The organism is Rhizorhabdus sp. GW822-FHT03C02, from assembly GCF_058801765.1.
Genome location: NZ_JBXANN010000001.1, coordinates 273,406 through 294,373 on the forward strand (window position 1 = coordinate 273,406; position 20,968 = coordinate 294,373).

Genomic DNA, 20,968 nt, shown 5'->3' on the forward strand with positions numbered 1-20,968 from the left:
GACCTGAATCGCCGGACTATTAAGGCCATGGTGGGCGTTTTGCCAGTGAGAACGATTCCTAACTGAGCGGCTCTCGGCCGCTATCATCCTCTACAAAAAGGAGATGGTGGCGAGCCCGCGATCCGCAAGTCCCTGCGCCAAAGCCGCGGAAATCTCGGCCTGCGCGGTGAAGATCGCCTGGCCGGTGGGGGCAGCCGGCCAGTCCTGCCCCTCGGTCAGATAGGCCACCCGCCGGGCGATGCCGGGGCCGCCGTCGACGAAATCGATCGGGCGCGGTGCGGCCGCGGCGAGTTCCTCGGCGACCAGCGGGAAATGGGTGCAGGCCAGCACGATCATGTCCATGCGATCGCCGCCCGGCTGGTCGAGCAGCCCGGCGAGCACCCCGGCATAGTCGGCCGGCGTGCCGGGATCGCCGCGCAGCTTCGCCTCGGCGAGTTCGACCAGCCGCGCCGATCCGTGGCGCAGCACCGTGCAGTCGGCCGCGAACCGCGCCGACAGATCGTCGACATAGGGCTGGCGGACGGTGGCGTTGGTCCCGAGCACCCCGATCACCCGCGAGCGGGAGGCGGCGGCTGCGGGCTTGATCGCGGGGACGGTGCCGACGATCGGCAGGTCGAGCGCCTGGCGCACCGCGGCGAGCGCGATCGTCGAGGCGGTGTTGCAGGCGATCACCACCAGCCGCGGGCGGTGCCGTTCGACCAGCCGGCCGAGCAGTGCCGGCACCCGTGCCGCGATCTCGGCTTCGCTCTTGGTGCCATAGGGAAAACCGCCATTGTCGGCGACATAGACGAACGACGCCTGGGGCAGCAGCGCGCGGGTCGGGGCGAGCACGGACAGCCCGCCCACCCCGGAATCGAACATCAGGATCGGACGGTCGTCGGTCATGGCGCGCATGTAGAGTGGCCCGCGCGCGATGCCAACTGCCGCGCCGGGCTTCGCGCGGTTTCATGCGGTTGAGGCTGGCGTCGGCGCCGAAGATTGTCCAACACTGCGTGTTGCGCGGGCGGAATGTTTCATTATGGTCCGCCAGCCCTGAGTGGAGCCTGTCCGAATGCCGGTCCTTGCCACAGCGCTGGTGCTGCTGGGTGCCTATCTTCTTGGTTCGATCCCGTTCGGGGTGATCCTGACCCGCCTCGGCGGCGCGGGCGATCTGCGCCAGATCGGGTCGGGCAATATCGGCGCGACCAACGTCCTGCGCACCGGCCGCAAGGGGCTGGCGGCGGCGACCCTGATCCTCGACGGCGCCAAGGGCGCGGTTGCCGCCCTGCTTGCCGGTCATTTCGTGGCGCCCGAGATGGCGGTCGTCGCGGGCGGCGGCGCCTTCATCGGCCATCTTTATCCGGTCTGGCTGAAATTCGCGGGCGGCAAGGGGGTCGCGACGATGCTCGGCGTCGCGCTGGCGCTCTACTGGCCGGCGGGGCTGGTGTTCGCCGCGGTGTGGATCGCGATGCTGCTGATCGCCAAACGCTCGTCGGCCAGCGGGATCTCGGCGGCGATCGCCACCCCGATCGCGGCGGCGGCCGGCGGCCAGTCGGACCTGGTCTGGCTGTTCCTGGCGATGGCGCTGCTGCTGGTCTGGAAGCATCGCGGCAATATCGCCCGGCTGATCGACGGCACCGAGCCGAAGGTCGGTGGCGGCAAGGCGCCCACCGGCGAATGATCCGCGCCTGATGCCGCCGCGCTGATGTCCGACGGCATCGACCGCGAGGAGGGGATCGCCCGGCTGCGGCTGATCCGCACCCCGGGGATCGGGCCGATCGGCTATCATCAGCTCATCCAGGCCTTTGGCGGTCCGCAGGCGGCGCTCGACGCGGTACCCGATCTCGCGCGGCGCGGCGGCGGCAAGGCGCCCGCTATCGCGACGATCGCCGCGGTCGAGGCCGAACTGACGATCGTGAAGCGCCTCGGCGCGCGCTATCTGTTCCGCGACGGCCCCTTATATCCGCGCCTGCTCGCCGAGATCGAGAACGCCCCGCCCGCGATCATCGTCAAGGGCGACACCGATCTGCTGGCACGGCCGGCGGTCGCGATCGTCGGCGCGCGCAACGCCTCGGGCGTGGCGATCCGCTTCGCCCGCCAGCTCGCGCATGATCTGGGCGAACTGGGCCATCTGGTGGTCTCGGGTCTCGCCCGCGGCATCGACACCGCCGCGCATGTCGGGTCGATCGACCATGGCACGGTCGCGGTGATCGCGGGCGGGATCGACGTCCATTATCCGCCCCAGAACGAGGCGCTGCAACGGGAGATCGGCGAGCGCGGGCTGCTCGTCGCCGAGATGCCGCCCGGGACCGAGCCGCGCGCGCGGCATTTTCCCTATCGCAACCGGATCATTGCCGGGATGACGCTGGGGACGGTGGTGGTCGAGGCGGCCCCAAAGTCGGGGTCATTGATCACCGCGCGGCTGGCCGGCGAGCATGGGCGCGAGGTGATGGCGGTGCCGGGATCGCCGGTCGATCCGCGCTCGCAGGGCTGCAACCTGCTGATCCGTGAGGGCGCGATCCTGATCCAGTCGGCCGCCGACATCGTCGAGCAGGTCGGCGCGATCGGCGGCGGCGTCCGCGCGCTCGGGGCTGGCGGATTCGGCGCGGCGCCGGCACTCGACGCCGACGATCGCGCGCGCCGCGTGGTCGCCGAGTTGCTCGGGCCATCGCCCTTGCCGATCGACGAACTGCTTCGTCAGACCGAACTCGGTCCGGCGATCGTCCAGACGGTGCTGCTCGAACTCGAACTGGCCGGCCGGCTGGAGCGCCATGCCGGCGGGCGGGTGAGCCTGGCATGAGCTGGCTGCCCGGGCGCGATCCCAGCGGCGGCCGCCGGCTCACCGCCGCCGAACGCGCGCTGGCCGCTTCGGTGTTCGGCGATGCGGTCGATCCCGATCCGGTGCGCATCCACCATCGCCGCTGGTGGTTCTTCCAGCCCGACAATGTCGTGATGGCGCCCGACGGCCATATCTGGATTCCGCCGCGATCGCCGTCATGGCGCGATTGCTATGCCAGCGCCGGGCTGCCCCTCCAGGCGCTGTTCGTCCATGAGATGACCCATGTCCTGCAGGCGCAGCGGCACGGGCGCTGGTATCTGCCGCTGATGCGTCACCCGTTTTGCCGTTACGACTATCGGATCGAGCAGGGGCGGCCGTTCGATCGTTATGGGATCGAGCAGCAGGCCGAGATCGTCGCCGACGCCTTCCTGCTGCGCCATGGCGTTGCCCGTCTCGGCAAGCCCTCGATCGGCGTTTACGATAGGCTGATCCCGTTTCAGGGACGAAGCTGACCGGCCAGGAACGCATCGACCGCGGCCTGGAACGCTTCGGGCTGGTCGATCATGATGAAGTGCCGGCTGTCGTCGATCCGCTTCACGGTTGCATGGGGCATCGCCGCATAGGCGCCGCCATAGAGCGCATCGAACCTCGTCTGCGGGATGCCGGAATCGGCATCCCACGGGTAAAGCATCGTCGTCGGCGTCGCGATGCCGGCCAGCCTCGGACGCAGATCGGTGACCGAGACCTCATAGAATGCTGTGGCGACGACATGCGGGTCGGATGCCTGTGCCGCGGCGATCGCGGCCTGCGCGTCGGGGCCCGTCGACTTGACGAGGCCGGCCATCACCCGCGCCTCGACCGCGGCAAAGGCCCCGGGGGTCGCACCGGCCATGCGGTCGCGCATGGCGCGGGCACCCGGTTCGACCGATGCGACGGTCGCCTGCGGACCCTGGATCAGGCCGAAGAATGGCAGCGAGTCGACGATCATCAGCTTGCCGACATCGCCGGGATGATCGGTGGCGAGCAGCAGGCCGACGAGGCCACCCATCGAATGGCCGATGACCGCGGGGCGCGGCAGCCCGTTCGCTTCGATATAGGCGGCGATATCGGCGACCAGTGGTGCGATCACCGGCCCATCGGCATTGGCGTCTGAGGGCGTCCCGGCAAATCCCTTCACCTGGAGGATGTGGACGCGGTGACCGGCCTTCAGTCGCGCGGCAGTCGCATCCCAGACATGGGCCGATGATGCGAGGCCCGGGATCAGAATCACATCGGGACCGCTGCCGATGACCGTGACCGTGAAGCGTTCGGGGGCGAACGGCGCGGCGTGTCCGGGGCGGGCGGCCAGCATCCAGAAGGCGAGAGCGATGCAGAGCAGGCGGAAGATCAGGGGCATGGCAGCACCTTTCAATTCTCGGAAAAGATCGCTTCGATCGGCAGGTCGAACAGCCGGGCGATCCGGAAGGCGAGGGGGAGCGATGGGTCGTATTTACCGGTTTCGATCGCGTTGACGCTCTGGCGCGAGACTTCGAGCCGGTCGGCCAGTTCCTGCTGACTCCACTGACGCTCGGCGCGCAGCACGCGCAGTCGGTTATTCATGGTTGCCGCGCTGGTCGAGCAGCCGATCGCCGCACCGCGCGAGCCCCAGCAGCAGGCAGAACAGCACGAACACGTTGAACAGCGAGATATGCGGTGCATCGGCATAGATTTCGAGGAAGCCCCAGCCGGTGCACAGCGCGAGGGTGATGCCGGTCGCGGTCAGCGCGGCGCGGGCATGGCGCATCCGCTGATATTCGTCGGTCTCCTCGATGAGATAACGCCCCATTGCCCATAGCAGCGACGCGACCGGGAAAGCGGGCAGGATCGCGATCGCATAGCGCAACGGCCCGGGCGGAGGCGGGGCATGGCGGATCACCAGTGCGACCCCGAAAACGAGAATCAGATAAGCGGCCATCGATGCCCAGAAGCGCTTGAGGTAACGTTTCTCGGCTGCCCTCAAGATTCGCATGGACCAGCTTCCTTGTCGTTTTGACAAGTTTGCTTGTCTATGATTCGCGGCGATATGTCAAGTGAACACGACATGTTGTCGAGGGTGGTTTACGTCAGGCCCCGAACGTTACATGGCCTTGGGCGTCGATCGTCCAGGCGGGGTTCCAGGCGATCTCCCAGCCATGGCCGTCGGGGTCGGCGACATGGCCGCGAAATCCGCCATGCGGCGGCGCATCGGCTCGTCGCAGCATCGTGCCGCCCGCGGCGACCAAGCGATCGATCAGCGGCTGGACGTCTCTATCCGCCGACACATTATGCGCCAGCGCGAAGGCGCCCGGACTCTCGCCGGGATCGCGCTGCATGTCGGCCGCCATCTTGTCGCGCAGCCAGGTGCCGAGCATCAGGCCGTTCATCTGGTAGAAGATGATCTCGTCATTCTCGAACACCGGCGTCCAGCCGAAGCCGTCGACGTAGAAGCGGCGCGATCGCACAACATCGGCGATGCCGAGGGTGACGACCGAAATCTGCTGCTGCATCCTGTCCTCCATCATCGCCGCTTCAACCGGAAAACTCGGCCGACGTTCCCTTGTGGTGGATTCGCTTGCGGTGCATTTGCCGCGTCCGATTGCGGATCGGCGCTTGACGAGCGGCGCACCGACTCTCCACCCTCGTACGTGTACGCACGCGTAGAAGATTGTCGGGAACATCCATGAAGCTTGTCGTCGTCGAGTCGCCTGCCAAGGCAAAAACCATCGAGAAATATCTGGGGCCGGGGCACAAGGTGCTGGCGTCCTATGGCCATGTCCGCGATCTGCCGGCCAAGGACGGGTCGGTCGACCCCGACAACGGCTTCGCGATGGAATGGGAATCCTATGCGGATAAGGTCAAGCAGCTCAAGGCGATCACCGACGAGGCCAAGAGCGCCGACACGCTGATCCTCGCGACCGATCCCGATCGCGAGGGCGAGGCGATCAGCTGGCATGTCCAGGAGGTGCTCAGGAAGCGCAAGGCGCTGCCCAAGGATGTCCAGCGGGTCACCTTCAACGCGATCACCAAGCCGGCGGTGCTCGACGCGATGGCGAATCCGCGCGCGCTCGACGAGGATCTGATCGACGCCTACCGCGCCCGCCGTGCGCTCGACTATCTGGTCGGTTTCACCCTGTCGCCGGTGCTGTGGCGCAAATTGCCCGGCGCCAAGTCGGCCGGCCGCGTCCAGTCGGTGGCGCTGCGCCTCGTCGTCGACCGCGAACGCGAGATCGAACTGTTCAAGGCCCAGGAATATTGGTCGATCACCGCCGATATGGAGCAGGATGGCGTGCCGTTCCTCGCACGCCTGGTTCGCTGGAAGGGCGAGAAGATCGACCGGCTGACGATCGGCCAGCAGGGCGACGCGCTCGCCGCCAAGGCCGCGGTCGAGGCGGGGCGTTTCTCGGTGGTCTCGGTCGAGACCAAGCCGGTCAGCCGCAACCCGCCGGCGCCGTTCACCACCTCGACCCTGCAGCAGGAGGCCGCGCGCAAGCTCGGCTTCTCGGCCAGCCACACGATGCGGCTGGCGCAGGCGCTCTACGAGGACGGCTCGATCACCTATATGCGGACCGATGGCGTCCAGATGGACGGCTCGGCGATCAACGCTGCGCGCGGCGCGATCGCCAACCGCTACGACGCCTCCTACGTCCCCGACAAGCCGCGTCAGTATCAGACCAAGGCCAAGAATGCCCAGGAAGCACATGAGGCGATCCGCCCGACCGATTTCTCGAAGGATCGCGCCGGCAGCGGCGACCATGGCCGGCTCTACGACCTGATCTTCAAGCGCGCGCTCGCCAGCCAGATGGCGTCGGCGCGGATGGAGCGGACCACCGTCGAACTCGCCGACGGCACCGGCCAGCACGCGCTGCGCGCGACCGGCCAGGTCGTGCTCTTCCCCGGCTATCTGGCGCTCTACGAGGAAGGCCGCGACGACGAGGGCGACGAGGATTCGCGCCGCCTGCCGCGGATGCGCGAGGGCGATACCCCGGCCAAGAAGAAGGTCGACGCCGAACAGCATTTCACCCAGCCGCCGCCGCGTTACTCCGAGGCGAGCCTGGTCAAGCGGATGGAGGAGCTCGGCATCGGCCGTCCCTCGACCTATGCCTCGACGCTCCAGACGTTGAAGGACCGCGACTATGTCACGGTCGAGAAGAACCGCTTCACCCCGAACGAGAGCGGGCGGCTGGTCACCAGCTTCCTCGAGCGCTTCTTCGAGCGCTATGTGAACTACGACTATACCGCCCAGCTCGAAGGCGAGCTCGACGAGGTGTCGGGCGGCCGTGCCGGCTGGCAGGAGGTGCTCGAGGCGTTCTGGCGCGACTTCAAGCCGAAGACCGCCGAGGTGATGGAACAGAAGCCGTCCGACGTCACCAAGGCGCTCGACGAGTTCCTCGCGCCCTATCTGTTCCCCGACAAGGGCGATGGCACCGATCCGCGGCTATGCCCGGTATGCAGCGCGGGCCAGCTGTCGCTGCGCGGCGGCAAGTTCGGTGCGTTCATCGCCTGCTCGAACTATCCCGAGTGCAAATATACCCGCCGCTTCGCGCAGGCGGGCGGCGCCAATGACGGCGCCGATGCCGGGCCGGTGGTGCTCGGCACCGATCCCGACACCGGCCTCGAAGTGTCGAAGCGAGCGGGGCGGTTCGGGCCCTATATCCAGCTCGGCGACGGCAAGGACGCCAAGCGCGGATCGATCCCCAAGGACGTGCCCGGCGACGAGCTCGACCTCGCGATGGCGCTCCGGCTGGTCAACCTGCCGCGCACCGTCGGCATGCACCCCGAGAGCGGCCTGCCGATCACCGCGTCGATCGGCCGTTATGGCCCCTATCTGCTCCATGACGGCAAATATGGCCGGCTGACCTCGACCGCCGAAGTGTTCGAGGTCGGCATGAACGCCGCGGTGGTCAAGCTCGCCGAGGCCGCTCAGTCGAAGGGTGGTCGCGGTGCGGCGCGCGAGCCACTCAAGCTGTTCGGCAAGAGCCCTGAGACCGAAAAGGACGTCAAGCTGATGGAGGGCCGCTTCGGCCCCTATGTGACCGACGGCGTCACCAACGCGACCTTGCCCAAATCGGCCAGCCCCGACGACATGACCCTCGAGGCTGCGCTCACCCTCCTCGCCGAACGCGCGGCGAAGGGCCCGCCGAAGGGCAAGAAGAAGGCGCCTGCGAAGAAGGCGCCGGCGGCCAAGAAGGCTCCGGCAAAGAAAGCGCCGGCCAAGAAGGCACCCGCGAAGAAAGCTGCAGCGGAATGAAATCGTCGCCCCGGCGGAGGCCGGGGCCGCGCAAGGTCGGAGCGCGACTTTCGATCTTAGGCGGTCCCGGATGATGCCCGTCCTCGAACGGGGCAAAGCCCCGATCCGGGGGGCGGGACGACTGATTAAAGCCCCATCGCCTCATAGGCCCTGGCCAGCGTCGGCTTCGCCAGCGCCTGCGCCTTCTCGGCGCCCTTGAGCAGGATCGCGTCGATCTCGTCCGGATTCGCCTTGAGTTCGGTTAGCCGCGCCGCGATCGGCCCGAGCTTCTCCGCGAGCAGCTCGCCGAGCGCCGGCTTGAACGACCCGAAGCCCTGGCCGCCGAACGTCGCCAGCACCTCGGCCGGGGTGACGTCGGTCATCGCCGCATAGATGCCGACGAGGTTGCGCGCCTCGGGCCGGCCCTCGAGCCCCTCGATCGTCTCGGGCAGCGGTTCGGGATCGGTCTTGGCCTTGCGGACCTTCGACATGATCGTGTCGACATCGTCGGTCAGGTTGATCCGGCTCATGTCCGACGGATCGGACTTCGACATCTTCGCGGTACCCTCGCGCAGCGACATCACCCGTGCCGCCGGGCCGCCGATGATCGGCTCGGGCAAGGTGAACAGCTCGACCCCGAAATCGGTGTTGAACTTGGTCGCGATGTCGCGCGCCAGTTCGAGATGCTGCTTCTGGTCCTCGCCCACCGGCACATGCGTCGCGTTGTAGAGCAGCACGTCGGCGGCCTGGAGCACCGGATAGGCATAGAGGCCGATCGAGGCGCCCTCGCGATTCTTGCCCGACTTCTCCTTGAACTGGGTCATGCGGTTGAGCCAGCCGATCCGTGCGGTGCCGTTGAGAAGCCAGCACAGCTCGGCATGCTGCGGCACCTGGCGCTGGCGGAACAGCGTCGCCTTGTCGCTGTCGATCCCGCAGGCGATCAGCGCCGCCGCCATCTCGCGGATGTTCGCGCGCAGCGCCGCCGGATCGTTGTGGACGGTGATCGCGTGGAGATCGGCGAGGAAGAACAGGCACTCGCCTTCGTCCTGCATCGCCACCCAACGCCGGATCGCCCCCAGATAGTTGCCGAGGTGCAGGTTTCCGGTGGGCTGGATGCCCGAGACTGTGCGCTTGGTCATGGTGCCGCGGCTTTTGCTGCACGCGGGGAGGCGGGTCAAGGATGGTCGGCGATCGCCGGGCCTTCAGCCGTCATCGAACAGCCCATCGAAATGACGCCGCTCGGTGGCCCAGTCGTGGATCGACGACGGGCGCGCCGCTTCGAAATAATGCGAGGAGGCGGCTGGGGTCGCGATCTGGTCGATCATCGAGAAGCCGAAGATATTCTCGCGCGACAGCGTACCCCGCGCCTGCTTGATCATCGATGCGACCAGCAGCCCGGCGCTCGGAACCCGGCCGAGCCGTCGCGCCAGATCGATCGCCGGCTGGTCCTCGATATAGCCGAAGCTGCGCCCGCCTCGCGCCGCGGCGAGAATATCGTTCCACTGGCGATGCTTCCAGCGGAAGCGCGGATGCCACAGCACGATCATCGTCTCGGATGGCAGATCGTTGGGCAGCATCGTCGCGACGTCGCCGATCTGCACGAAGACCAGGATATCGGTGCGCTTGCCATAGTCGGCGGCATAGGCGCCCGACAGGTCGTGGCGGTTGAACCGGATCACCAGATCGTGCGCGTCGATCGCGCGACCCTGGCCCCGGCCGAGCTCGCACGCCGAATTGCCGACCGTGGCGATCCGCAGCGCCGGATCGGCGAGCAGGGACTCGAACCGGTTGCGTCCCTCCTGGAGCTGCGTCTCGAGCCAGGCCATCGCATCGCGCGCCGGCGAAGCGGGGCCGGCGCCGGCCAGGGCCGCCGCCAGCGGCGGGCAGGTCGCGGCCTCCTCGAGCACCGCCGGCCGGATGCGAAACGCGGTTCGCGCCCGATCCGGCTGTCCGGTCGCCACCAGCAACTGCGCCGCCTGGGTTGCCAGTCCATGATGGTCGGGATGTCGTCCGGCGTCCTGCCAGGCGGCCTGGGCGAGCGGGCGCGAAGCGCCGACCCGTTCCCAATGATAGAGGTTGAGCGCGATCAAGGTCGCCGGATCGTCGCCGATCGGGCTGGCGCGTAACCGGTCGGAGAGCCCGGCCTCGTCGTCGTGCACGGTGCGGGCCTGGCGGCATATCTCCATCCGGTCATGGTCGAGCAGCCAGGCGGGCATATCGTCGGTCGGCACGATCGACGGCAGCGCGCTCGCATGGTCGAAATGGCCGCGATGCAGGAAGCGCAGGGTCAGCAGATAGCCGACCGTCCACGCGGCCGGTCCGCTCGCGGAACGGGCGAGCATGATCGCGTCGCGGGCGAGTGCAAGCGCATCCTGGAACGCGTGCATGTCCGCCGCGAACAGCGCCTGCCGGGCCGTCGGCCACCAGCTTTCGCCAGGCGTGGGATCGGACGGCAGCCAGGCGGCGTCGTTGCGCGCCAGCGCCGCGAGCAGATCGCTATATCGGCGAAAATGGCCCGGGATCGTGCGTTGTTCGCCGATGATCGCGACCGCGGCTTCGATCTGGTCGAGCCTGATCCTCTCGCGCAGATGCCGGATGAGGAAGTCGGGATTGTCGGGTGCCTCCGCGGCGCGCACCAGCCATAGCCGGGCGGCGTCCTCCGGGCGGCCTTCGGCGGTCGCGAGCTGGGCCTGGCTTTCGGTCGGCAATGTTTCGGTCACCGGCTGGGACCGGATGGCCTTGCGCGGCTTGGCGGGGTCGATTCCCGGCCAGGCCGGCGCCTTGCGCATCCGGTCGAACATGCGGTCGAAGGCGGGGCGGGTACCGCGCACCCAGCGCAGCATATCGCCGAGCTGATCGATCCGCGAGCAGAGCGGGATCGGGCTGCGCGTGATCTGCAGCAGGTCGGCGAGCGCCTGGGGGCGACGGGTCGGCATCGGCACGAACGGAATCCCTGCCTTGCAGGCGGCGTATATCGTCTCGATCCGCCCGCTGATCAGGATCGATGCGGTGGCCAACGTCCTGACCAGCGACGACCAGCTCATGCCGGCAAGATCGAGCGCGACCGATCCGTGCGGCTCGGCGGGGATGGCGACCAGGCCGCCCAGTTCGGCCGACCATGCGCGATCATGCACGACCGCGCCGTTCAGGTCGACGAACGGCGCCTTGTCGTCGATCGGCGCGAAATAGGCGAGATCGAGATATTGCTCGCTGTTCTGGCCGTGCCGGGCCTTGAGTTCGGCCCGGCTGGCCGGACCGCGCACCACCAGCCGGTCGAGCCGGCCGAGAATCGGGTCGTAAAGGCGCGGATTGGCATGCCACAGGCTGTTGACCAGATAGGTCGATCTGCCCTCGCGCTGGGCAAGCGCGATCGCCGCCATGCGTTCGGTGAAGGCGCGATCGCCGTTGGCCATCATCTCGCCGCCATTGACGACCAGCGCGTCATATTCGCTGGTGGCCCCGACGATGCTGCCCGTACCTGACAATCTCGCGCGCAGAACGGCGCCCGCAGCCTGGCCGATGACCGTGTCGGCTTCGTCGATCAACCGGAAACGCACGATGACCCCCTTTACGCGCGGCGGATCCGCGCGATTGCGTCGAGAATATCGCCTGAACCGGACATCGCAACCGGAAGAGCGCGCATCGGCACGGTCCGGGCCGCAGTTTTTCGCCGTTTTCCACGGGGAAACGGGCAATGGCCCGAACATGGCTCGTCACCATCTCGCATTTTGCGCGGCCAGGCCCTAGCCTCGCGCGCAAGCCGATGGGCATCCGCGGAGTGCGCCGGGTAATGCGTTTCAGATTTCTGGGCGATCATGCCGATTATCATTGCGGCTCGGCGGCAGTCTCGCGGGTCATCCGCGCCTGTCTGGAAAAGGCGGGCACGATCACCGGCGAAGGCGAGGATTATGACGCGCTCGTCGTCAATGGCGAGGGATCGATGCACCATGGCTCGCGCGATTTTCATCTTAAGATGCGCGCGCTGGTCCAGGCCCAGGCACGGGAGAAGAAGACGCTCCTGATCAACAGCGTATGGCAGGAAACGCCTCGCTTCTACGACGACACACTGAATGCGCTCGCCGATCTCACCGTGCGCGGTGCGATGAGCAATGCCGAACTGTCGGAGAAACACGGCATTCCGGCGCGCCAGGCCCTGGACCTGTCCTATTTCGACGAGATCGACGAGACCGCGCCTTTCGTCGATCTCGACGGCGGCGTCGCGATCACCGACATGTGGGCCGGCGATCTCGGCGGTTTCGCGTGGCTTTCACACGATCGCTACGAAGGTTTCCACAAGCTCGATCTGCGCACGATGTCCTGGTCTTCCGCGGTCCTGACCTTGCGAACCGCGAGCTTGCTGGTGACGGGCCGGCATCACGCCATGTATGCGGCTTGCCGGGCGCGGACACCCTTCGTCGCCTTTCGCGGCAACACCCATAAGTTCGAGGATCTGCTGCGGTCGGCACGGTCGATCATCCCGGTTTGCCGGAATGTCGGCGAAATGTCGCCGGTGATCGCCTGGGCACGCAAGAACGGCGGCAGTTTCGAGCATCTGTTCGACTGGATGGAGCGGCAGCCGGCATGGGACCTTCCCGATCTGGCGCGGCGGGGGCGGCGGCCGGCAACCCGTCCGCCCGCGCTGGTGCCACTGCGCAATCTCGCGCGCATGGCGGAGGCGCGCCGCGCGCTGATCGAGGCCGCCGACCTCTGGCAAGCGGCTGCCGACAGCGATGACGGCAATGACGAGGCACGCTTCAAATCGGCGACCTGTGCGCTTCGGGGCGGGCGGATCGCCGAGGCGGCGACCCGGCTGATGGCCATGCGGCTGGACCATCCAGAGCAGAGCGGGCGTTTCGCACAGGCGCTGGCGCGTTCCGACGGCTGGGACGATATCTGGGCGCCGATCATTCCGCCCGAAGCCGGTGACGACTGGTGGGAGCCGCTCCGCCTTTTCGTGCTCGACGCGGTCGAGCCGCAGGACGACGCGGTGCTGCTCGATCGCGCCCGGGCGCTGATCGCCGCGGCGCTTGCTCAGCATGGCCGGGCGGGCGCCGTGGCCGCACGCCTGCTCATTGCGCGGCGCCTGTTGCGGGTGAACCGTCACCGGTTGGGGGTGGCGGTGGTCGGTCTCGACCTCGGCATCGAGCGGCCGGGCTGGATCGACGATCATGACGCCATCCTGCTGCTCGGCGACTGCTGGATCGGCGAGAAGGACGATGGCGGATTCGCGGCGCGGCTGATCGCGAGCCCGGCCTGGGCCTGCCCCGACGTTCGCGCCGATGTGATCGATTTTCGCTGGGAGATCGAGGGCGCGAACGATCCGCTCGTCGATCTCGTCCGCGACTCGCTCTCGATGCATCCGCGTCATGGCCGGCTTGCCCTGGTCGCCGGCTGCATCGCCGCCGATCGCGGCGATCTGCCGCTGGCCAGGGATGCGCTCGCCGTTCCGGCCTGCAAGCGGGTGGGCGAAGAACATTCTCCGCCGCTGGCGACGATGATCGTCGCGACGGACGACGACACGGTTTCGGCCGCAGCGAAGGAGAATGCCTGGCTTCATCGCCGGCTGGAGGAGGGAGCGGAGCGTTTCCAGGCGCTGCTCGCCGATCCGGGGCTGCGTATCGCGGTGGTCGGGAATTCGCCTTGCGAACTGGGCCGCGGCGCCGGTGCGTCGATCGACGCGCACGACATCGTCATCCGGTTCAACAATTTCAGCACCGGAGAGGCTTTCCAGCGCGATTATGGCGCGAAGACCGATATCGTCGTGACGGTCGCCGCCGACGAGGCGGTGCAACAGCTGTTCGAGACGCTGCCACCGCATGTGATGCTGGTCTACTGGCGGCCGCAATGGCTCTATCGCAACCGCTTATGGGCCAATATCCAACAAGCCGCGCGGGCAGGCCGTCCGATCGGCTATATCCGCCACGCCGAGCGTGTCGACCTGATGCAGGCATTGGGTTCGCGGCCGAGCACCGGGCTCCTCGTCACCAACATGATGCGGCGGTTTCGGCGCCTCGATCGCGCATCCTTCTTCGGCTTCTCCTTCGTCGATCAGCTCGGCGCCGAACGCCGGTCGCATTATTTCGATGAGGCGCCGCCGGCCGAAGCCCATGACTGGCAGGAAGAGGCGCGTTTCTTCGCGCGGCTGTTCGAAGGCGCTTGAGCAAATCGATCGAGGATGCGTCAGCATCTTCGAGATCGCCTATGGGGCCCCGGCATCTATCGCCGCCGCCGCAACTGCCCCTTCAGCGTGCTGAGCTTGTACGCGCCCAGCCCGAACACCGCGCCGAAATAGACGATCATCGCCGCGCTGATCATCACCGACAGCGCCGCCACCCGTTCGACCAGCGAGCGGCCGGTCCACGGATCGATCCACGGGTTCATCGCGAGCAGCAGTGCGGCGAGAATCAGGGTCGCCGCGATCAGCCGCACGCTGGTGCGGCGCAGCCGATCGTCGATCGCGAAATGGTCGCGCCGACGCAGCGTTGCATAGAGCAGGATCGCATTGACCCAGGCCGAGATCGCGGTCGACAGCGCGAGGCCGACATGCGCCATCGGCCAGATCAGCGCGAGGTTGAGCACCAGATTGACCAGCATCGCCACCAGCGCGATCCGCACCGGCGTCCTGGTGTCGGCGCGCGCATAGAAGCCCGGGGTCAGCACCTTGATCAGCACATAGGCGGGCAGGCCGAGCGAGAAGGCGGCGAGCGCCTGCGCGCTGGCGATCGTGTCGGCGGCGTCGAACACGCCATGCTGGAGCAGCGCGCGGATCAGCGGAGTCGCCGACACCATCAGCGCCGCAGTGGCGGGCAAGGTGAGCAGCAGCACCAGCTCGATCGCGCGGTTCTGGGTATCGAGCGCGGCCTTGTGGTCGCCGCCGCCAAGCTGGCGCGACAGGCCGGGCAGCATCGCGGTGCCGACGCCGATCCCGATCAGCCCGAGCGGAAGCTGGTTGAGCCGGTCGGCATAATAAAGATAGGAGACCGATCCCTGGGGCAGGAAACGCGCGGCGAGCGTGGTCGAGATCAGCAGGTTGAACTGGACCGCGCCGGCGCCGAGCGCGGCCGGGCCGATCAGCTTGAGCAGCTTCTTCACCTCGGGGCTCATCCGCGGCAGCCGGACCCTGAGGCGAACCCCGGCCTGCCAGCAGGCCAGCACCAGCCAGGCGAGTTGCATCGCCCCCGACACCGTCACCGCGATCGCCTGGGTGCGCGCGGTCTCGACGTCGCTATGTCCGCGGAAGAAGACCAGGCCGACGATCAGGCAGATGTTGAGCAGGATCGGCGCCGCCGCATTGACCCAGAAACGGTTGAGCGAATTGAGGATGCCGCCGAGCAGCGACACCAGCGAGATCAGCATCAGATAGGGAAAGGTGATCCGCGTATATTGGGTCGCGAGTGCGAGTTTTTCGGGTCCGCCGTCGGGGAAGCCGCCGGTCATCGTCCAGACGATCGGCCCGGCCGCGAGCATCATCACCACGGTGAAGACGATCAGGATCGGCAGCAGCACTGACAAAACATCTTCGGCGAATGCGATGCCTGCAGTCAGCCCGCTATCGGGGCGCGCCTTGTCGCCCTCGGCGACGGTGCGGTTGAACATCGGCACGAACGCAGCCGAAAAGGCGCCCTCGGCAAACAATGCGCGGAACAGATTGGGCAGCCGCCATGCGATCAGGAAGGCGTCCGACGCGAAGCCCGCGCCAACGAACCGCGCCATCAGCATGTCGCGGACAAAACCCAGCACCCGGCTGACCAGGGTCAGCCCGCCGATCGTCGCCGATGCGCGCAAGAGGTTCATCTACGAAACTTTCCGTCGCCCCAGCCCCCGGATCGGGGCTTCGCCCCGTCCGAGGACAGGCTGCGGCTGGGGTCCATGTCTTTCCCGGCAGGCGATGACACCGAAAGTGGAAACAGCCATGGACCCCAGCCTGCGCTGAGGCGACGGAGAAGAGAAGGCATGGAAAGGCCTTCGCCGAACCTCAGGCCTCGCCGGCCGGTTCGACGTTCGCCAGCTGATCCGCTTGTTCGGACTGCTGCATGAACAGCTGCGCGAAATCGATCGGCTCGAGCAGCAACGGCGCGAAATTGCCGTCGCGGATCGCGTCGGAGACGATCCGGCGCGCGAACGGGAACAGCAGGCGCGGCGCTTCGGCGAGCAGGAACGGCGGGATATGCTCCTCGGGCACGTTGCGGATGCCGAACAGGCCGGCATAGAGCAGCTCGACCGCGTAGCCCGTCTGGTCGCCGAAGGTCGCGGCGACCTCGATCTTGAGCGCGACCTCGTACATGTCCTCGCCCACCGGCTGCGAACCGATGTTGAACTGGACGTCAATCTTGGGCTGCTCGGGCGCCTGGAAGATCATCGGCGAGTTGGGATTCTCGAAGGACAGGTCCTTCACATATTGGGCGATCATCGCGACCTGCGGCAGATTGTCCTCGCCATTGGTCAGCGTTTCGGGGGCGCCCTGATCTTCGGCCATTATGGTCAAATCCTGTTGTCTGGTGAGGCCGGGGCTACTGGCGCCCGGCAAAGCCGCCCGCGCCTAGCAGGCAGGCGCAGGCGGGGCAAGTCGAGCCGCCCAGATCATCCGGGCGGCAGGCAATTGAGGATGATCTGGGCGGCGGGCTTGTCGAAGACGATGCTCGAACAGCCGGCGGTCGCGTCGCGGCCGATCATCAGCCAGTGCTGGGCCTTGCTCTTCTTGGCATTCTTGCCCGTCACGACGATTTCCCCCGGATCGCCATCGGCCAGATCGGCGTCGCCGATCGCGCTGGCGTCGCCGCTGTCGCGCACCCGCGTGAGGATCGTGGCGAGCCGGAGCGGTCCGATCGCCAGCGGTGCGGGCAGCATCAGCGGGCGGACCGGCCGCTCGATGCCGAGACGGATCGGTTCGGGGCGGGCGGCGCCCTTGAACTGCGCGCCGGTGCCCGCGGCGATGTCCGCGCCGGCGGCTGCGGTGGCGATCGAGGCGGCGTGGCTGAAGTCCCATTGAACGAGCAGCTTCTGTCCGCCGATCGCGATCGTCGTGCCGAGGCCGCCCCAACCCGCCGGCGGGGTCATCGGCAGCATATAGCGCTGCTCGCCGGGTCGGGCGGGGCGCAGCTGGAAGATGACGACCGGCTGGGGAACCGATGCCGGGCTCAGCGCGCCGTCGGCGGCGGTCGCGATCGGCCGCTCGAACCACAGCGCGCGCCGTTTCGCCTTCGCGCCTGCAACCGCATAGTCGATCACCGCATTCGATCCGGGCACCATCACCGGTCCGACCATTGCGTGCGCGCCGAACCAGCCGGGCTTCAGCCCGATCGTCCGCGCGGTGTCGGGATTGAGAATCGGCAGCGAGACCCCGTTGGCGAGCATCTGGAACCTCACCGGCCGGCCGCCGACACTGCCTGCCACGATCTGGTCGGGGCCGATGACGAGGGGGGCAGGAGGCGGTCCGGCCGTTCCGGCCGGGGCCGACGTGGCGCAAAGAGCCGCGAGGGCGAGCGTGCCCGCCGAAAACCTGATCATCTGTCTTGTCCTGTCCGGGGGATTTTTCGCTGCGATACCGTCTGGTGTCGAAGCGTTCGGTTCGCGTCAATCATGGTCCGGCATTGAACGTCGCCGATATTATGCGTCACTATTTGAATATCCGGCGACATGCTCCTATGTTGGGGGTTGATCAGGCATATTGGAGGCCCGGTGACCACGATTGTCGTTCTAGCGATGGTGTTTCTTTTCGTCGCGTTCCGGCTGTGGAGCGTGCTGGGCCGTCGCACCGGTCACGAACAGACCATCGCACGTCCCGCCGAGCCCGCTCCCGCCACCGTCGGTGCCGGCCGCTCGCTCCCCGATGCCGGCGCACCGCAGCTTCCCGCGCGTGCCGCGCTGGTCGAACCGCGGGCCGAAACCGGTATCCGCCAGATCGCCTCGGCCGATGGCGCCTTCGATGCCGCGCATTTCCTCGAAGGCGCGCGTTCGGCCTATCGGATGATCCTCGAAGCCTATTGGCGCGGCGATCTCGACACGCTGCGCGAACTGACCGACGACGATGTCTATGACGCGTTCGCCGGCGCGATCGAGTCGCGCAAGGCCGCGGGCCAGGTGCTCGACAACCGGCTGGTCACGATCGAGAATGCAGTGATCGACCAGGCGGTGCTCAGCGGCCAGGCCGCGCAGGTCACCGTCCGCTTCGAGGCCGATATCGCCGCGGTCACCCGCAACACCGATGGCGACGTCATCGCCGGCTCGCTGACCGATGCGGTGCCGACCCATGACGTCTGGACCTTCGGCCGGCAGGTGCGCTCGGCCGATCCCAACTGGATCCTGATCGAAACCGACGAGGCCGCGTGATCCGCCGCCTATTGCCGGGTGCGGCGACCCTTGCGGTCGCCGTCGCCCTGTCCGCCTGTTCGGTGGTGCCGACCCCCGGCACGCCGGGCGGTCATGTCGCTCCGCCCACCACCCATCATACGCCCAAGCCCGTCGAGGCGACCCCGGTCGTGCCGGCCAAGCCGACGACCGCGGCGACCAGCGGCGTGCGCCCCGGGCCTGATCTGGCGACCTTCTCGGTGCCGCCGCTGTCGGCGACCGCGGCGCTGACCGCTTTCCGGCTGTCCTGCCCGGCGCTGCTCAAGCGGACCGATCAGAGCGGCCTCACCCAGAGCGGCGACTGGACCGGTGCCTGCGCTGCGGCGAAGGTCTGGGCAGACAATGATGCCGGCAATTTCTTCGCGACCCAGCTTGCGGCGGTCCAGGTCGGTGACGGCCAGGCGTTCGCGACCGGCTATTACGAGCCGGAAATCGCCGGCTCGCGTACCCGCCAGCCGGGCTATGACACCCCGGTCTACAAGCGGCCGCCCGATCTGGTCGAAGGCGATCTCGGCGATTTCTATCCCGATCTCAAGGGGCGCAAGCTGCGCGGCAAGGTCGAGAACGGCAAGCTCACGCCCTATCCCGATCGCGGCCAGATCGAAGACGGCGCGCTCAAGGGGCGCAGCCTCGAAATCGGCTGGGCTGCCGATCCGATCGAATTCTTCTTCCTCCAGGTCCAGGGGTCGGGACGGCTGCGGCTGCCCGACGGCCAGGTCATGCGGATCGGCTATGACGGCCAGAACGGTCGCGAATATGTCGGCATCGGCAAGCTGATGCGCGACCGCGGGCTGCTCGGCCCGGGTCAGCTGTCGATGCAGGGGGTGATGGCGTGGCTGCGCGCCAACCCCGCCGAGGGCGACGCGATCATGCGCGAGAACAAGAGCTTCGTCTTCTTCCGCGAACTGACCGGCGCCGGCCCGATCGGGGCGATGGGCGTCGCGGTCGCCGGCCGGATCTCGGTCGCGGCCGATCCGGCGTTCGTGCCGCTGGGCGCGCCGCTGATCCTGCAGCTCGACCGCGCCGAGGCGAGCGGCCTGTGGGTCGCGCAGGACACCGGCGGCGCGATCAAGGGTGCCAACCGCTTCGACACCTTCTGGGGCGCGGGCGCCGACGCCCGCACGATCGCCGGCGGGATGAGCGGGCGCGGCAAGGCATGGCTGCTGATCCCCAAGGTCGCGGCTGCGCGGTTCATGTCGGGAGCGCCGGGGGCGGCACGTGGCGGGACCGCGGCGTCCTGATCTCGATGCGGAAGGGCGCGCGCTCTGGAAGCGCGTGACCGCCACCGTCCGGCCGCTGCGGCCCGACCATGGCCGCGTGCCCCTGTCGAAAACCGATCTGATCGATCCCGCTCCCGGCACGCCTGAGCCGAGCAAGCGGCTGCGAGCGTCCAGCGCGCCGCGACCGACCCCGGTCACCCCGCCGGTCAAGGCGAAGCATCCGCCGTCCGACACGCTCGACGGCGGTTGGGACCGGCGGATCCGCCGCGGCATGACCGACCCCGATCGCACCATCGATCTCCACGGCCACACCCTGCTCAGCGCGCATAATGCGCTCGACCGCGAACTCGAACGCGCGGTCGCCGATGGCGTGCGGGTGCTGCTGGTCGTCACCGGCAAGCCGCCGCGCGAGCAGGATTTCGGTGCCGACGGCCGCCCGAAGCGCGGCGCGATCCGCGCGGCAATGGGCGACTGGCTCGGCAGCTCGCGCCATGCCGCCCGCATCGCCGCGGTCCGCAACGCCCATCCGCGCCATGGCGGCACCGGCGCGCTCTACGTGATCATGCGGCGCGAGCGCGAGACGCGATAAGGCCGCTTGGCGAGTAGAGCATGTCCTGATCGGATTGATCGGGACATCTTCTAAATTGTCTTTGTTTTCCGTATTTTCCGAGCCGTCAGATGATTCCACCTGACTTGAAAATGCTCTAGCGCAGCCAGTTCTCGACGCTGAGGCCGGTTATTCGCGAGAACTCCCGCATATTGTCGGTCACCAGCGTACAATCGAGCGACAGGGCGTGAGCGGCAATCAACATATCGTTGCCGCCGATAGGCGTTCCGCCACGTTCGAGCTTTATGCGTAGCCGAGCGTAATGCCGATCGGCTCCTTCTGATAACGCCATGATCGGCAAGATCCGGAGTATGGCTTCGAGTTGAAGCGAAAGCCTCGACGACCCCTTTTTCTCGGCACCGAACCGCAATTCCGCGGCGACGACGATGCTTGTCAGAACGTTGGCTTCGCCGACAGCTGCGATCCGATGCGCGATCGTGCCGCTGGGATGGCGAACGAGATCCGACAGGATGTTGGTATCGAGGAGATATCGGCTCACAAATCGACCGGGTCGGGATGCGGATCGTCGATCGGCGCGAATTCGTCGTCAATCGGCTGAAGTGTGGCGAGCAGTGCGAGCAATGATTGCGGTGGCGCGGGTTCGATGATCAACCGCCCGTCCTCCATCCGCATGATTGCGTCTTCGCCCGGCAGTTCGAACTCGCGCGGAATGCGAACGGCCTGGCTGCGGCCATTTTTGAATAGCTTCACATGACGTTCGTTGCCCATATCGCCTCCTCGGCATAGGCCGTAGCATATGCCTGGCGGTGGGGCCAGTTGATGGTTTGAGA

20 protein-coding genes are annotated in these 20,968 nt (G+C 67.5%); 8 read left to right on the forward strand and 12 right to left on the reverse strand.

Translation table 11 applies throughout. From position 1 onward, the window contains the following. Window positions 1–90 precede the first annotated feature (90 nt). Window positions 91–885, reverse strand: coding sequence for a glutamate racemase (gene murI / locus AC1RM6_RS01275; RefSeq protein ID WP_493097773.1), 795 nt, complete (start codon window positions 883–885; stop codon window positions 91–93). 166 nt (window positions 886–1,051) lie between these two features. Here murI and plsY point away from each other — a divergent pair, with 166 nt between their 5' ends. Genes plsY through AC1RM6_RS01290 form a run of 3 tightly spaced genes read left to right on the forward strand, consistent with a single transcriptional unit; the run spans window position 1,052 to window position 3,270 of the window. Continuing rightward, window positions 1,052–1,660, forward strand: coding sequence for a glycerol-3-phosphate 1-O-acyltransferase PlsY (gene plsY / locus AC1RM6_RS01280; protein WP_493097774.1), 609 nt, complete (start codon window positions 1,052–1,054; stop codon window positions 1,658–1,660). 24 nt (window positions 1,661–1,684) lie between these two features. Beyond that, window positions 1,685–2,779 carry a DNA-processing protein DprA gene (dprA, locus tag AC1RM6_RS01285; protein ID WP_493097775.1) on the forward strand — a complete coding sequence of 365 codons (1,095 nt, stop codon included), beginning with the start codon at window positions 1,685–1,687 and terminating at the stop codon, window positions 2,777–2,779. Beyond that, a complete protein-coding gene (locus tag AC1RM6_RS01290) occupies window positions 2,776–3,270 on the forward strand; it encodes a vgr related protein (RefSeq protein WP_493097776.1) in 495 nt (164 codons plus the stop codon). Before dprA ends, AC1RM6_RS01290 begins: the two co-directional genes overlap by 4 nt. Here the strand turns inward: AC1RM6_RS01290 and AC1RM6_RS01295 are convergent. The 4 genes from AC1RM6_RS01295 to AC1RM6_RS01310 all read right to left on the reverse strand — a co-directional run bounded on the left by AC1RM6_RS01295 (window position 3,255) and on the right by AC1RM6_RS01310 (window position 5,283). Further along, window positions 3,255–4,154: an alpha/beta fold hydrolase gene (locus AC1RM6_RS01295; protein WP_493097777.1), complete on the reverse strand. Its 900-nt coding sequence runs from the start codon at window positions 4,152–4,154 to the stop codon at window positions 3,255–3,257. The two genes, AC1RM6_RS01290 and AC1RM6_RS01295, sit on opposite strands and share 16 nt — an antisense overlap. Window positions 4,155–4,165: 11 nt before the next feature. Continuing rightward, on the reverse strand, window positions 4,166–4,357 hold the full coding sequence (locus AC1RM6_RS01300) for a helix-turn-helix transcriptional regulator (RefSeq protein WP_493097778.1): 192 nt from the start codon (window positions 4,355–4,357) through the stop codon (window positions 4,166–4,168). Then, window positions 4,350–4,766, reverse strand: coding sequence for a hypothetical protein (locus tag AC1RM6_RS01305; RefSeq protein ID WP_493097779.1), 417 nt, complete (start codon window positions 4,764–4,766; stop codon window positions 4,350–4,352). The genes AC1RM6_RS01300 and AC1RM6_RS01305 overlap by 8 nt, the downstream gene beginning before the upstream one ends. A gap of 94 nt (window positions 4,767–4,860) precedes the next feature. After that, complete coding sequence (locus AC1RM6_RS01310) at window positions 4,861–5,283, reverse strand: VOC family protein (RefSeq protein ID WP_493097780.1); 423 nt, start codon at window positions 5,281–5,283, stop codon at window positions 4,861–4,863. A 173-nt stretch (window positions 5,284–5,456) separates the two neighbouring features. On the opposite strand from AC1RM6_RS01310, the gene topA reads away from it, so the two are divergent. Further along, complete coding sequence (gene topA, locus AC1RM6_RS01315; protein WP_493097781.1) at window positions 5,457–8,024, forward strand: type I DNA topoisomerase; 2,568 nt, start codon at window positions 5,457–5,459, stop codon at window positions 8,022–8,024. 125 nt (window positions 8,025–8,149) lie between these two features. Here topA and trpS read toward each other — a convergent pair whose 3' ends face one another. After that, entirely contained in the window at window positions 8,150–9,142 is a 993-nt protein-coding gene (gene trpS / locus AC1RM6_RS01320) for a tryptophan--tRNA ligase (RefSeq protein WP_493097782.1), read from the reverse strand. 63 nt (window positions 9,143–9,205) lie between these two features. Further along, window positions 9,206–11,560: a glycosyltransferase family 29 protein gene (locus tag AC1RM6_RS01325; protein WP_493097783.1), complete on the reverse strand. Its 2,355-nt coding sequence runs from the start codon at window positions 11,558–11,560 to the stop codon at window positions 9,206–9,208. 233 nt (window positions 11,561–11,793) lie between these two features. On the opposite strand from AC1RM6_RS01325, the gene AC1RM6_RS01330 reads away from it, so the two are divergent. Further along, a complete protein-coding gene (locus tag AC1RM6_RS01330; protein ID WP_493097784.1) occupies window positions 11,794–14,163 on the forward strand; it encodes a glycosyltransferase family 29 protein in 2,370 nt (789 codons plus the stop codon). 56 nt (window positions 14,164–14,219) lie between these two features. Here the strand turns inward: AC1RM6_RS01330 and murJ are convergent, their stop codons facing one another. The 3 genes from murJ to AC1RM6_RS01345 all read right to left on the reverse strand — a co-directional run bounded on the left by murJ (window position 14,220) and on the right by AC1RM6_RS01345 (window position 17,510). Then, complete coding sequence (gene murJ, locus AC1RM6_RS01335; RefSeq protein ID WP_493097785.1) at window positions 14,220–15,797, reverse strand: murein biosynthesis integral membrane protein MurJ; 1,578 nt, start codon at window positions 15,795–15,797, stop codon at window positions 14,220–14,222. A 181-nt stretch (window positions 15,798–15,978) separates the two neighbouring features. Then, on the reverse strand, window positions 15,979–16,479 hold the full coding sequence (secB, locus tag AC1RM6_RS01340) for a protein-export chaperone SecB (RefSeq protein WP_493097786.1): 501 nt from the start codon (window positions 16,477–16,479) through the stop codon (window positions 15,979–15,981). A gap of 104 nt (window positions 16,480–16,583) precedes the next feature. Then, entirely contained in the window at window positions 16,584–17,510 is a 927-nt protein-coding gene (locus AC1RM6_RS01345) for a hypothetical protein (protein WP_493097787.1), read from the reverse strand. 171 nt (window positions 17,511–17,681) lie between these two features. Here AC1RM6_RS01345 and AC1RM6_RS01350 point away from each other — a divergent pair, with 171 nt between their 5' ends. Genes AC1RM6_RS01350 through AC1RM6_RS01360 form a run of 3 tightly spaced genes read left to right on the forward strand, consistent with a single transcriptional unit; the run spans window position 17,682 to window position 20,159 of the window. After that, the gene (locus tag AC1RM6_RS01350; protein ID WP_493097788.1) at window positions 17,682–18,332 is read left to right on the forward strand and encodes a Tim44/TimA family putative adaptor protein; all 651 of its coding nucleotides are present in this window, start codon (window positions 17,682–17,684) and stop codon (window positions 18,330–18,332) included. Continuing rightward, a complete protein-coding gene (mltA, locus tag AC1RM6_RS01355) occupies window positions 18,329–19,591 on the forward strand; it encodes a murein transglycosylase A (protein ID WP_493097789.1) in 1,263 nt (420 codons plus the stop codon). The genes AC1RM6_RS01350 and mltA overlap by 4 nt, the downstream gene beginning before the upstream one ends. 34 nt (window positions 19,592–19,625) lie before the next feature. After that, window positions 19,626–20,159 (forward strand): Smr/MutS family protein, encoded by a 534-nt coding sequence (locus tag AC1RM6_RS01360; RefSeq protein WP_493097790.1) that lies wholly within the window; start codon window positions 19,626–19,628, stop codon window positions 20,157–20,159. Between the two features lie 115 nt (window positions 20,160–20,274). Here AC1RM6_RS01360 and AC1RM6_RS01365 read toward each other — a convergent pair whose 3' ends face one another. After that, window positions 20,275–20,676 carry a type II toxin-antitoxin system VapC family toxin gene (locus tag AC1RM6_RS01365; protein ID WP_493097791.1) on the reverse strand — a complete coding sequence of 134 codons (402 nt, stop codon included), beginning with the start codon at window positions 20,674–20,676 and terminating at the stop codon, window positions 20,275–20,277. Next, the gene (locus AC1RM6_RS01370) at window positions 20,673–20,906 is read right to left on the reverse strand and encodes an antitoxin (protein ID WP_493097792.1); all 234 of its coding nucleotides are present in this window, start codon (window positions 20,904–20,906) and stop codon (window positions 20,673–20,675) included. The genes AC1RM6_RS01365 and AC1RM6_RS01370 overlap by 4 nt, the downstream gene beginning before the upstream one ends. Between the last annotated feature and the right edge of the window lie 62 nt (window positions 20,907–20,968).

Coding starts and splice junctions, on each gene's coding strand:
- AC1RM6_RS01370 (WP_493097792.1), bottom strand. CDS start 20,906: ATGGGCAACGAACGTCATGTGAAGCTATTCAAAAATGGCCGCAGCCAG.
- AC1RM6_RS01305 (WP_493097779.1), bottom strand. CDS start 4,766: ATGCGAATCTTGAGGGCAGCCGAGAAACGTTACCTCAAGCGCTTCTGG.
- AC1RM6_RS01345 (WP_493097787.1), bottom strand. CDS start 17,510: ATGATCAGGTTTTCGGCGGGCACGCTCGCCCTCGCGGCTCTTTGCGCC.
- AC1RM6_RS01310 (WP_493097780.1), bottom strand. CDS start 5,283: ATGCAGCAGCAGATTTCGGTCGTCACCCTCGGCATCGCCGATGTTGTG.
- murI (WP_493097773.1), bottom strand. CDS start 885: ATGACCGACGACCGTCCGATCCTGATGTTCGATTCCGGGGTGGGCGGG.
- murJ (WP_493097785.1), bottom strand. CDS start 15,797: ATGAACCTCTTGCGCGCATCGGCGACGATCGGCGGGCTGACCCTGGTC.
- AC1RM6_RS01330 (WP_493097784.1), top strand. CDS start 11,794: ATGCGTTTCAGATTTCTGGGCGATCATGCCGATTATCATTGCGGCTCG.
- dprA (WP_493097775.1), top strand. CDS start 1,685: ATGTCCGACGGCATCGACCGCGAGGAGGGGATCGCCCGGCTGCGGCTG.
- trpS (WP_493097782.1), bottom strand. CDS start 9,142: ATGACCAAGCGCACAGTCTCGGGCATCCAGCCCACCGGAAACCTGCAC.
- secB (WP_493097786.1), bottom strand. CDS start 16,479: ATGGCCGAAGATCAGGGCGCCCCCGAAACGCTGACCAATGGCGAGGAC.
- topA (WP_493097781.1), top strand. CDS start 5,457: ATGAAGCTTGTCGTCGTCGAGTCGCCTGCCAAGGCAAAAACCATCGAG.
- AC1RM6_RS01295 (WP_493097777.1), bottom strand. CDS start 4,154: ATGCCCCTGATCTTCCGCCTGCTCTGCATCGCTCTCGCCTTCTGGATG.
- plsY (WP_493097774.1), top strand. CDS start 1,052: ATGCCGGTCCTTGCCACAGCGCTGGTGCTGCTGGGTGCCTATCTTCTT.
- AC1RM6_RS01300 (WP_493097778.1), bottom strand. CDS start 4,357: ATGAATAACCGACTGCGCGTGCTGCGCGCCGAGCGTCAGTGGAGTCAG.
- AC1RM6_RS01290 (WP_493097776.1), top strand. CDS start 2,776: ATGAGCTGGCTGCCCGGGCGCGATCCCAGCGGCGGCCGCCGGCTCACC.